This window comes from Lonsdalea britannica (assembly GCF_003515985.1).
GTDB classification, from domain to species: Bacteria; Pseudomonadota; Gammaproteobacteria; order Enterobacterales; family Enterobacteriaceae; genus Lonsdalea; species Lonsdalea britannica.
The window spans coordinates 3857533-3868751 of record NZ_CP023009.1; the positions used below are offsets into that span (position 1 = coordinate 3857533).

An 11219-nucleotide genomic window follows, 5' to 3' on the forward strand; every position below is an offset into this window, starting at 1 on the left:
CTGTTAGCCTAAATGCTCGGTTTATCAGACGGTAAAGGAGTCAGCGATGTCGGGTTTAGTGGAGGGTCGATGGGTCGTCGGCGATGTGGCGGCGGAAGAGACCAAAAACGGGGCTTTTCACCGCCAGGCGACCCGGTTCAGGGAAACAACGGTGAGACCTGAAGCCGGGCGCTACCAGCTGTTCGTGTCCTATTTCTGCCCGTGGGCGTCAAGAACGCTGATCTTCCGCAAGCTGAAAGGGCTGGAGCCGGTGATTTCGCTCTCCGTGGCGGAGCCGCACATCGGCGAACAGGGTTGGGCATTCAGTACCCCGCAGGATGCCGGCCCGCATCTGCCTGCCGCACCCTACTTACATGAGCTGTACACCGCGAGCGACGCCCATTACACCGGCAAAGTGTCGGTGCCGGTCCTGTGGGATCGCCACGAAGGACGCATCGTCAATAATGAGTCCGCCGACATCATTCGCCTCTTCAATACCGCGTTCAACACGCTCACCGGCAACGTCGAAGACTTCTATCCCCCCGCGCTGCGCGCCGACATCGACCGCTGGAATACGCTGATTTACGATACGATCAACAACGGCGTCTACAAGACCGGCTTCTCCCGCACACAGGAACACTACGCCCAAGCGGTCACGGCGCTGTTCGCCTCGCTGGACACCGTGGACGCGCATCTGGCGGATCATCGTTATCTGGCGGGAAACACCGTGACGGAAGCCGACTGGCGGCTATTTGTCACGCTGGTGCGTTTCGACGTGGCCTATCACGGCGCGTTCAAATGCAATATTCGGCGTATTGAGGACTACCCTCACCTCTCTCACTACCTGCGCGATCTTTATCAGCATCCCGGCATCCGTGAAACGGTCAATATCGAGCACATCAAGTCCGGCTACTACGGCATTCGCTGGCTCAATCCTACCGGCATCGTCCCGCTGGGGCCGGAAATCGATCTCGATCGGCCACACAACCGCCATACGGTCGGCGGCACGGCGAAATAGGCATACTTTTTGTAAGCCGAATACTGATTTTTCCCCGCATAAGCGCTAGAATCTGCCGCCTTACTGCTCCCGCCCGGGAGCAGCCTGACCTGAGATCAGACTTGAGAGAAGCCCATGTTTAAACCGGAACTACTGTCTCCGGCCGGTACGCTGAAAAATATGCGTTACGCCTTCGCTTATGGCGCTGACGCGATTTATGCCGGCCAGCCCCGCTACAGCCTGCGCGTGCGCAATAACGAATTCAATCATCAGACGCTGGCCGAGGCGATCAACGAAGCGCATTCGCTGGGCAAAAAATTCTACGTCGTCGTTAACATCGCGCCGCATAACGCCAAGATCAAAACCTTCCTGCGCGATTTACAGCCGGTCATCGACATGCAGCCGGATGCGCTGATTATGTCCGATCCGGGCCTGATCATGCTGGTGCGTGAAAACTTCCCGCAGATGCAAATCCATCTGTCGGTGCAGGCGAATGCGGTCAACTGGGCGACGGTAAAATTCTGGCAGCAGATGGGGCTGAGCCGCGTCATTTTGTCCCGCGAACTGTCTCTACAGGAAATCGAAGAGATCCGCGAACATGTGCCGGAAATGGAGTTGGAAATCTTCGTTCACGGCGCGTTGTGCATGGCCTATTCCGGCCGCTGCCTGCTCTCCGGCTACATTAACAAACGCGATCCGAATCAGGGAACCTGCACCAACGCCTGCCGTTGGGAATATAAAGTGCAGGAAGGCAAAGAAGACGATGTGGGCAATATCGTGCATATGCATGAGCCGATTAAGGTCGCCAACGTCGAACCCACGCTGGGCATCGGCGAACCGACCGACAAAGTCTTTATGCTGGAAGAGAGCCAGCGCCCCGGCGAGTACATGAGCGCGTTTGAAGACGAACACGGCACGTATATTATGAACTCCCGCGACCTGCGCGCGATCCAGCACGTGGAACGCCTGACGCAGATGCAGGTGCATTCGCTGAAAATCGAAGGCCGCACCAAGTCCTTCTACTACTGCGCACGTACCGCTCAGGTGTATCGTCGCGCCATTGACGACGCCGTGGCCGGAAAGCCGTTCGACCCATCGCTTCTCCAGACGCTGGAAGGACTCGCTCACCGTGGCTATACCGAAGGCTTCCTACGCCGTCACGTCCACGAAGATCACCAGAACTACGAATACGGCTATTCGGTGTCCGACCGTCAGCAGTTCGTCGGGGAATTCACCGGCGAACGCCGTAATGGACTGGCGGAAGTCGCGGTGAAAAACAAATTCTCCTGCGGCGACAGCGTGGAAATGATGACGCCGGGCGGCAACGTGCAGTTCACGATTGAAGGGATGCAGAACAGTAAAGGTCAGGATACTGACGTCGCGCCGGGCAACGGTCATATCGTGTATCTGCCCGTGCCGGAAGATATCTCACTGGAATATGCGTTGCTGCTGCGCAATCTGCAGGGAACCAGCACCCGCAATCCTCACGCCAAATAAAGTGTGTTTCGACCGTCAGAGCAGACATCTGTTCTGACGTTTTTTAGAAATGGATCACATCAATGGCGGACGCGGTAGGTTACTATTTCACCGCTGAGAAAACACAGAACGAAAAATAAGCGTAGTCACACTACCAGGAACCACCTCCTTCGCCAGCTCAATCTCCCTTGAGCTGGCTTTTTCTTTTCTTCGTCGTCCCCGTCACGCATCCACTGCCCGCGAGTCACGCTTTTCTGCTAGGCTGACTACACTATTTTCGGAGGCGATCTGCATGTCTTCGCCTCATTTTTCGGTTTCCTCTAGATCTTTTCAGGGAGTACGTCGTCATGGCGCAAAAACCACAATCTCTTATCATTCTAAACGGCAAAAGCAGCCAAAATGACGAACTGCGTCAGGCGGTGAAAGCCTTGCGCGAAGAAGGTTATCCTCTGCATGTCCGCGTCACCTGGGAACACGGCGATGCATTGCGCTATATCCGCGAGGCGATAGCACTAGAGGCGGACAACGTGATCGCCGCGGGCGGCGACGGCACCATCAATGAAGTCGCCGTGGCGCTGGCGCATCAGGAAGCGGAACACCGTCCGTGTCTGGGCATTGTACCGCTGGGTACGGCCAACGATCTCGCCACCAGCTGCCGGATTCCTACCGACCTGCATCAGGCGCTACGGCTGGCGATTATGGGCCGCGCAACCGCCATCGATCTGGCTCAGGTCAATGACCGACACTACTTTATCAACATGGCGACCGGCGGCTTTGCCACCCGCATCACCACCGAAACTCCGGCCGCCATGAAATCTGCGCTGGGCGGCGCGGCCTACGTGCTGAATGCGCTGCTGCGCATCGACACGCTGAAAGCCGAACGCTGTCAGGTCAAAGGACCGAATTTTGACTGGGAGGGCGATACGCTGGTCATTGCTATCGGCAATGGTCGTCAGGCGGGAGGCGGACAGCAACTGTGTCCGGAAGCTGTATTGAATGACGGGTTGTTGCAGCTGCGCGTGCTGTCGGCAAAGGAGTTATTGCCGAATATGATGCAGGCGCTGATGTCAGGCGGCGAGAATCCCAACATGATCACGACTGCCCTGCCGTGGCTGGAAATCACCGCGCCGAATGAGATGACGTTCAATCTGGATGGCGAACCGCTGACCGACAACCACTTCCGTATCGAAGTGGTGCCGGAAGCGCTGCGCTGCCGTTTCCCCAGCCCTTGCCCGCTGCTACGCGAGTAATTGACCGAGGTCGGGACACCGCTATTCGCGTCGCAGGCGCTGACTGTTCGCCAGATACAGCGTCACCACCAGGATCAAGATCGCGCCCGCGTAAATCAGGGTATAGGTGGGATTTTTGTGATCGACGATAATCAGCCGCACGATGGCGGTGATCCCGATATAGACAAAATAGCGCAGCGGGAAATGGTAGCCCGACTCAAAATACTTCACAATCAACGCGATAAATTCAAAATACAGAAAATACACCACCAGACTTTCAATCAACAGATAGGTGGAATCCCTTTCGCTGCTCACCATCAATGCCTTAGCCAGATGCAGCGTCTCTTTACCCAAAAACACCACCAGAATAATAGCGAGAGCCAGTAAACCTATATTGAGTATCGTTTGTAACCCTTTGGCGATCATGATCGAACGCGTTGAACCTGCCATGCACATGACTCCTTACCATCCTTCATTTTTCTGCATCTACGCCGGCGGCGGACTGCTATTGCTGTGTGCGACGACCCCATGGACGTCGTGAATCGGCCGGAAAAACCTGACGCCGATCACAAAATTACCGGTAGCCCCTATCACTGTCCATGTAAATCTCATCTTCCGCAGAGATAGGTATCACCACCAGCGGTGAAAATGATGCACCGGTCCTATCCCCTGCCCGACTTCCAGCGTATCTGCCTGTTCTAAAGCCCCTTGCAGATAGGCTTTGGCGGCGGCCACACAGGCCGACCAATTGTCACAACGGGGACGCAATGCCGCCAACGCCGCCGAAAGCGTGCAGCCCGTACCATGAGTATGGCGGGTATTGACCCTCAGCGCCGAAAAACGCTGCGGCGGCACCCCGGCGGCGAACAACCAATCCGGGCTTTCAGGGCCGGCAAGATGGCCGCCCTTCATCAATACCGCCTGACAGCCCAGCGCGAGCAGCGTTTCGCCCTGTTCACGCATCTCATGCTCATTCTCGGCGATCGGACACCCCAGCAGCGCCGCCGCCTCTGGCAGATTCGGCGTGATGATTGACACCTGCGGCAACAACCGTTGACGCAGCGATGCGACCGCTTGCGGTTGCAGCAGCGGATCGCCGCTTTTCGCCAGCATCACCGTATCCAGCACCACGAACGGCAACGGATAGCGGCGTAACCGTTCGGCCACGACCTCCACGATATCCGCTTCGGCCAACATGCCAATTTTGACGCAGTCTATCCGCACATCGCTGAGCACCGAGTCAAGTTGCGCGCCGACGAAGGCAGGTTCGATAGGGTAAACCGACTGCACGCCACGGGTGTTTTGCGCCACCAGCGCCGTCACCACGCTGGCGCCATAGGCTTCAAGCGCGGAGAACGTTTTCAGGTCGGCCTGGATACCCGCGCCGCCGCTGGGATCGGTGCCCGCAATCGTCAATGCATTGATCCGTTTCATTCGCCGGTCGCCTCCGTCGTCATAAACAGCAGATCCAGAAACCGCGGGATAAAGCTGCCGGGGCCGGCCGCGCCTTCGGCGGCACGCTGCCCGCATTCGGACATCACCGCACAGGCGGCGGCAATATGCTGCAGGCGGTAGCCCGGCAGCGAGCAAAACCCCGCCACGACAGCCGACAACGCGCAGCCGGTGCCAACGACGCGAGTCATGAGCGGATTTCCACCCGCCACGGCCCAGTCGCGCTCGCAGTCGGTGACATAATCCACTTCGCCCGTCACCGCCACGCAAACGGACCAGCGTTTGGCAAGTTCGCGCGCCGCGGGCAACGCAGCCAACGAGGTATTGCCGCTGTCCACCCCGCGCCCCTGAGAATCCGCGCCGGACAACGCCAGAATTTCGGAGGCGTTGCCGCGCACGGCGGCAGGCCGCAACGCCAGCAGTTCACGGGCGAAGTCGCTGCGAAACGTCAGCGCGCCGACCGCGACCGGGTCCAGCACCCAGGGCCGACCGGCTTGATTGGCGCTCGCCACGGCAGACCGCATAGCATCCGCCCGGATAGGCTCCAGCGTACCGAGATTAATCAGCAGCGCATCAGCCAACGCGCTGAACTGCGCGGCTTCGCTGCGATCCACCACCATCGCCGGAGACGCTCCCAGCGCCAGCAACACATTGGCGGTAAAGCTTTGCACGACATCATTGGTCAGACAGTGGATCAGAGGGGAACGGCGGTGAAAGCGTTTCAGAGAATCCGCCGCAAGGACGGATGGGAACGGCACAGGTCGAGTATTCATAAATCTCCCAACCGGCGATCAAGAAGGCGGGAGCCGGTGAGACTCCGTGACTTCCCTACGCTGGCATTATCCAGATCAGGTGGTACGGGTCTTTCTCAGCCGTTTCTTTGCAGGAGCGGCACCCCGAGTCAACGTTCATGATTATTCGGCTTGACGGCGTAAAGGTCAACGACTGCCGAACCGATGCGTCATGCTGGGAAGAAGCAAAACGGTGTAGCGCGGTGATCGAAAGGGATAAAACGAGAGACGCAGCGGGCAGAAAAGGCTACCAGCATTATCGTAGCGGATTCAAGAAGAGGACCGACGCCGCGCGGATTTCTCGGCGTCGATACGTTCATGCTAAGAGAAAATGGCTTTCTCTGCATAAGACCAATCAGAAAGCGGTCTTGTGATACAGGCGCGAGACCAGATCCGTAATACACAGCACCAGCGAGGACTGAATGCGCTGCTGATAGCGCTGTTTTTGCATTTCGAGCAGCGTGGTGTCCACCCCATCTTCCGGCAAATGCAGCGTGAACTGAGGCGGCAACGGCGTGATGCCGTGCAACATGCTGACCGGACCCAGAATTTCATCATCGGTGAAACGGTAGCGTTGCCCGTCATGTTCCAGTTCATTATTTAACGCCAGCAACAGCTCGACGTCCTCGTACTCATCACGGCTGATAACGCCTAACGCGTAGATCAGTTTGAGGCGTACCGGCAACGCTGACAGTGGGCCGCTGCCTTCCAGCAACGGTTCCACGGCATATTTAACCGCATAGTCATCCTTGCGAAACGCCTGCAAGACCAGATGGTCAACCGCATCGGCCAGAAGTTCGACCGCCGCCTGGATGAATCCCGAAACGGTCGCTTTGGCGTTCAGGCGTTCCAGAATGTGGCTTTCGAACGCCTGCGCGTCTTCCATCCCCGGTTGAGGTTGCGGCACCTTTTCCTGCTCCGGTTCCTGCGCCGGGTTCGGCTCGGAAGCCGCCACCCGACGTTTATCTGCGGGAGAATAACTGTGTTCTGGCATTGGTATCGTTTTTCACCTTGCGTTACAGGGAGTGATACAACGCTGCCACCTGCGTGACAACCTCGGGGCGATCTTCCAGTCCGGCGATCTGGATCAGTGCATGTTCGACGCCGTTCGCGTCAATCAACGCCGCCATTTCGCGCGCCTGCACATCCTCAAGACTGCGATACTTCAGCGCCGCGGCGATACCGATCAACAGATTACGATGCGGAAGCCCGTATTCCAGCGTACCACGGAGCGGCCTGATCAGCCGGTCACCCTCGCCCAGCTTACGCAACGGCTGACGGCCCACGCGTTCTACGTCATCGTGCAGGTACGGATTTTCAAAACGGCTGAGGATCTTGTCGATATAGGCCGCATGCTGCGCCGGATCGAACCCGTAGCGTTTAATCAGCACCGCGCCGCTTTCCTGCATCGCGCCTTTTACCACCGCGCGCACCGCGTCGTCCTGTATCGCTTCACGGATCGTCCGGTAACCTGCCAGGCACCCAAGATACGCGGTAATCGCGTGGCCGGTATTGAGCGTAAACAACTTGCGCTCGACATAAGCCATCAGGTTGGCCGTCGGCTCCATGCCAGCGATGACCGGCAAATCGCCCTTGAACTGGGTACTGTCGACAATCCATTCGCTAAACGTTTCAACCGTCACCTCCAGCGAATCGTCGTTCGCCGCAGGACTGGGCGGCACGATGCGGTCTACGGCCGAATCCACAAATCCCACATGCTCGTCGACCCACGCATGCAAGGTCTCAGGCAACGCCGCCATGACATGCTGACGCAGCTGGCTGGTGCCGCGCACCATATTTTCGCAGGCGATGATATTCAGAGGCTGCTGATTGCCGCGTTCATGCCGCGCCATCAGCCCTTGCGCCAGCGTGCCAGCAATCTTACTTAGCACCTGCGGCCCGACGGCGGTAGTAATGATATCCGCGCGGGCGATTTCATTGATGGCGTCGGGACTGCCGCTATGCACCGCGCTGACGCGATTAACCTGTTCAACACGCGACGCCTCTCCAACAACATGCACTTCGTAATGCTGCTGATGGGCCAGTTGATCCACCAACGGCTGATTGACGTCGGCGAAAATGAGTTCGGACTTGGCGTCCGCCAGAAGTTTGCCGATGAAGCCGCGACCGATATTGCCTGCACCGAAATGAATCGCTTTCATTGTAGACCTCGATATTTTGTCAAAACCGTTGAGCTAAACGCACGGACCGGTTAACCCCGGTCCAACGGGCCTTACGCCACGCGTTCGCCGGAAAGCAGTACCAGCATCTCTTGCACGCTGCGGGTTTCCACCAGCCGCTCGATGATGCCGTCGTCATTCAGGGCATTGGTCAGACGCGCAATCACCTGAACGTGTTCGTTATTGCGGGCGGCAATCCCTATCACCAACCGCGCGACGTCGTCCGGCTCCGAGCCAAATCTGACTCCCTCCGGATATTGGCAAATCACGACGCCAGTGCGCAGCACGCGGTCTTTGGCTTCAACGGTGCCATGCGGCACGGCGATGGATTCGCCCAGATAGGTGGAGGTCATGGCCTCGCGCTGTAGCATAGCCTCGACGTAGGCGGGTTCCACATATCCCCCCGCGACCAGCTGTTCGCCCGCAAAGCGGATGGCCTGCTCTTTGTCGTCGGCCTGAAGATTGAGGAAAATGTTGTTTTCACCCAGCTCGAACAGGTTGGTTTCGTGCTCCGCCGGATCGAACCAGTCGTCATTCGCCGCCACAATGGTTTGATTAATCAGCCGGTTATCGTTCGCCGCCACGGGACGGTGCGCCGCCAATAGCCGGGTCGTCAGCTCGTTGTACAAGCCGCTGTCGAGGAAGTTGCTGAGAGAGACGTGAATCGCGTGCGGCGCGTGCTGCAACGCTCTTGCGGTGAGATCCTGATGGGTGATGACCAGATCGACATCGTCCGGCAGGCTGTTAATCGCCATGTTGCTGACCGAGATATGGTTTAGTCCGGCATCCTTCACCTTCTTGCGCAGCACGCCCGCGCCCATTGCGCTCGACCCCATGCCGGCATCACAGGCCACGATGATGCGTCGCACCAAACTCAGATCCTGAGAAGCATCCAGCATCGCGCGCATCACGGGCTGTGGTTGGGCTGCGCCCGGCGCTTTGCTGCCTTTCGATTTCTGCTTCATGTTCTGCATACGACGGGTCGCGTCCGCCAGTCCATTGTCTTCCTCATCGCCTACCGGCACGCGTTTCAGCATCACCGCAGAGACCAGGAACGAGACCAGACCTGACATCAAAATAGAGAGCACCACACCGATCAGCGACGACTTCGGCGTCATCAGCAAGACTGCGAAGATCGAGCCGGGAGAGGCCGGAGACACCAGCCCCGCATTGAATAACGTCAGCGTGAAAACACCCGTCATACCGCCGAGGATCACCGCCAGCATCAGACGCGGATTCATCAGGACATAAGGGAAATAAATTTCATGGATACCGCCGAAGAAGTGAATGATGGCGGCGCCCGGCGCGGACTGTTTCGCGCTGCCCTTGCCGAAGAACATGTAGGCCAGCAGCAGACCGAGCCCCGGTCCGGGGTTGGCTTCAATCAGGAAGACGATCGATTTGCCGGTTTCCGTTGCCTGCTGGATGCCGAGCGGGGAGAAAATTCCGTGGTTGATGGCGTTATTGAGGAACAGCACTTTGGCCGGTTCCACGAAAATGGAGGTGAGCGGCAACAGGTTGCCCTGTACCAGCAGATTGACTCCGGTCGCCAGCACTTTGGACAAGGAGGAGACCAGCGGGCCGATAGCCAAAAAGGCCAGCCCCGCCAGCAACATCCCGATAATCCCGGCCGAGAAGTTGTTCACCAGCATCTCGAAGCCGCTTTTAATTTTGCCATCCACCCAGCGGTCGAAGCGTTTGATTGCCCAGCCGCCCAGCGGTCCGGCCATCATCGCCCCCATAAACATCGGCATGTCTGCGCCGACGATGACGCCCATCGTGGTGATAGCGCCCACGACCCCACCGCGTTCGCCGCCGACCAACCGCCCGCCGGTATAACCAATCAGCAACGGCAACAGGTAGGTAATCATGGGTTCGACCAGCTTGGCCAGAGTTGCATTCGGCAGCCAGCCGGTAGGAATAAACAGCGCGGTGATTAAGCCCCAGGCGATGAATGCGCCGATATTGGGCATCACCATGTTGCTGAGGAAGCGGCCAAAATTCTGTATCTTGACCTTAACAGTTGGTGATAGCATAAAACTTACTCCCCTCGGTGGTACGCGCTCAGGGACGGTGCGCGTCGTAATAGTGAGATGGTTTCGCCAAAAACCATCGGTCGTTCTGTAGACAAATCGACTCTATCACGCCGTTTCCGCCCCCAGTACCCCGAGGGGAATTTGTGACTGGGATCACTCAGTTACCCCACCTCAGGTAGGATTTCACGCGATCCTCATCACAAATCAGATCTGAAATTCAGCTACATTGTAAAAAATGAGCGCTCGGCAGCCCCTCTTTCGTGACTCACCTCACACTTCAATTCAGTAACTTTGTTTTAACATTGTGACTTGCGTCACGTTGCACCGTTCGATTCAGAGTCCTGAATATAGGCCGAGGGTTTCCCTTCTCCATTTCGGCGGCGAAATTGGGGAGAAATGTAGTTTAATTACAGAGGAGGAGTTGAAACGCGAGAAGGTAGCGAAGGATTAGTCGTAGATAAGGCGAGTATTTGAAACTGGTAGATAAGGCGGAGATTTGAAACCATAGCAGACTAGCTGACTGCATCGTGCCTAAGATCGCGCCCGTCAAGGTCATAGCCCCTTCAGGGAAACAAAATGAAAGGGCTGACACGTGATGACCTGGAGGTAATATCTTGCGCCTCGGATGAAGAGCCCACCGCAGCTGGCTGACTTTCGGCTAGTGATACGTTGGTTTGAAATATCGATGAGTTGGGGTATCACTTCGAACAAGTTACCCGATAGTGACGGTACCTCCACCGATTAATACCCCCCCACATCCCACGGCATCGCCGGTACGCGCGACGGGCTTACCATCCACCTTGACCGTTGATGAACCACCGCTGATGTTACGTGCGTGACCATGAGCTGCTAAAGGGTCGCCTTGACGAGCCAGAGGAAGACCATCCACCTTAACCGTGGAAGAACCAGCCATAACTGACGTCGGAGGATGGCTATCGTGCCCTGTATCGATGTCGCCCAATTTAACCGCATTTCCCATAATTTTATTTCTCCATTATTGATCTGATGATGCGATGGGATTAAAAGTCGTCGCTTTAAGTCAACATAATGACGCGATCAAATGCAATACGAGCCAAATC

10 protein-coding genes and 1 riboswitch are annotated in these 11219 nt (G+C 57.2%); of the genes, 3 read left to right on the top strand and 7 right to left on the bottom strand.

Going from position 1 to position 11219, the window contains the following annotated elements; all coding sequences use genetic code 11:
- Nucleotides 1-46: 46 nt before the first annotated feature.
- The 3 genes from CKQ53_RS17625 to yegS all read left to right on the top strand — a co-directional run bounded on the left by CKQ53_RS17625 (nucleotide 47) and on the right by yegS (nucleotide 3702).
- The gene (locus tag CKQ53_RS17625) at nucleotides 47-997 is read left to right on the top strand and encodes a glutathione S-transferase family protein (protein ID WP_118895251.1); all 951 of its coding nucleotides are present in this window, start codon (nucleotides 47-49) and stop codon (nucleotides 995-997) included.
- A 114-nt stretch (nucleotides 998-1111) separates the two neighbouring features.
- Nucleotides 1112-2473 (top strand): prephenate-dependent tRNA uridine(34) hydroxylase TrhP, encoded by a 1362-nt coding sequence (gene trhP / locus CKQ53_RS17630; RefSeq protein ID WP_085652567.1) that lies wholly within the window; start codon nucleotides 1112-1114, stop codon nucleotides 2471-2473.
- A gap of 326 nt (nucleotides 2474-2799) precedes the next feature.
- Complete coding sequence (yegS, locus tag CKQ53_RS17635; protein WP_085652568.1) at nucleotides 2800-3702, top strand: lipid kinase YegS; 903 nt, start codon at nucleotides 2800-2802, stop codon at nucleotides 3700-3702.
- A 21-nt stretch (nucleotides 3703-3723) separates the two neighbouring features.
- Here yegS and psiE read toward each other — a convergent pair whose 3' ends face one another.
- The 7 genes from psiE to CKQ53_RS17670 form a co-directional block, all read right to left on the bottom strand.
- Nucleotides 3724-4131, bottom strand: coding sequence for a phosphate-starvation-inducible protein PsiE (psiE, locus tag CKQ53_RS17640; protein ID WP_085652569.1), 408 nt, complete (start codon nucleotides 4129-4131; stop codon nucleotides 3724-3726).
- Between the two features lie 180 nt (nucleotides 4132-4311).
- Complete coding sequence (gene thiD / locus CKQ53_RS17645) at nucleotides 4312-5115, bottom strand: bifunctional hydroxymethylpyrimidine kinase/phosphomethylpyrimidine kinase (RefSeq protein WP_094117345.1); 804 nt, start codon at nucleotides 5113-5115, stop codon at nucleotides 4312-4314.
- The gene (gene thiM, locus CKQ53_RS17650) at nucleotides 5112-5906 is read right to left on the bottom strand and encodes a hydroxyethylthiazole kinase (RefSeq protein ID WP_094117344.1); all 795 of its coding nucleotides are present in this window, start codon (nucleotides 5904-5906) and stop codon (nucleotides 5112-5114) included. The genes thiD and thiM overlap by 4 nt, the downstream gene beginning before the upstream one ends.
- 35 nt (nucleotides 5907-5941) lie before the next feature.
- A riboswitch (TPP riboswitch) is annotated at nucleotides 5942-6042 on the bottom strand.
- A gap of 237 nt (nucleotides 6043-6279) precedes the next feature.
- On the bottom strand, nucleotides 6280-6810 hold the full coding sequence (locus CKQ53_RS17655; protein ID WP_085652580.1) for an MltR family transcriptional regulator: 531 nt from the start codon (nucleotides 6808-6810) through the stop codon (nucleotides 6280-6282).
- 130 nt (nucleotides 6811-6940) lie between these two features.
- A complete protein-coding gene (locus CKQ53_RS17660) occupies nucleotides 6941-8086 on the bottom strand; it encodes a mannitol-1-phosphate 5-dehydrogenase (RefSeq protein ID WP_085652573.1) in 1146 nt (381 codons plus the stop codon).
- Between the two features lie 71 nt (nucleotides 8087-8157).
- Complete coding sequence (locus CKQ53_RS17665) at nucleotides 8158-10140, bottom strand: PTS mannitol transporter subunit IICBA (RefSeq protein ID WP_094117343.1); 1983 nt, start codon at nucleotides 10138-10140, stop codon at nucleotides 8158-8160.
- A 712-nt stretch (nucleotides 10141-10852) separates the two neighbouring features.
- Nucleotides 10853-11119, bottom strand: coding sequence for a type VI secretion system PAAR protein (locus CKQ53_RS17670; protein WP_085652575.1), 267 nt, complete (start codon nucleotides 11117-11119; stop codon nucleotides 10853-10855).
- Nucleotides 11120-11219: the final 100 nt, after the last annotated feature.

Excerpts from the sequence above, each read along its gene's own strand:
- CKQ53_RS17625 (WP_118895251.1), top strand. The coding sequence starts at position 47 with ATGTCGGGTTTAGTGGAGGGTCGATGGGTCGTCGGCGATGTGGCGGCG.
- trhP (WP_085652567.1), top strand. The coding sequence starts at position 1,112 with ATGTTTAAACCGGAACTACTGTCTCCGGCCGGTACGCTGAAAAATATG.
- yegS (WP_085652568.1), top strand. The coding sequence starts at position 2,800 with ATGGCGCAAAAACCACAATCTCTTATCATTCTAAACGGCAAAAGCAGC.
- psiE (WP_085652569.1), bottom strand. The coding sequence starts at position 4,131 with ATGGCAGGTTCAACGCGTTCGATCATGATCGCCAAAGGGTTACAAACG.
- thiD (WP_094117345.1), bottom strand. The coding sequence starts at position 5,115 with ATGAAACGGATCAATGCATTGACGATTGCGGGCACCGATCCCAGCGGC.
- thiM (WP_094117344.1), bottom strand. The coding sequence starts at position 5,906 with ATGAATACTCGACCTGTGCCGTTCCCATCCGTCCTTGCGGCGGATTCT.
- CKQ53_RS17655 (WP_085652580.1), bottom strand. The coding sequence starts at position 6,810 with ATGGAAGACGCGCAGGCGTTCGAAAGCCACATTCTGGAACGCCTGAAC.
- CKQ53_RS17660 (WP_085652573.1), bottom strand. The coding sequence starts at position 8,086 with ATGAAAGCGATTCATTTCGGTGCAGGCAATATCGGTCGCGGCTTCATC.
- CKQ53_RS17665 (WP_094117343.1), bottom strand. The coding sequence starts at position 10,140 with ATGCTATCACCAACTGTTAAGGTCAAGATACAGAATTTTGGCCGCTTC.
- CKQ53_RS17670 (WP_085652575.1), bottom strand. The coding sequence starts at position 11,119 with ATGGGAAATGCGGTTAAATTGGGCGACATCGATACAGGGCACGATAGC.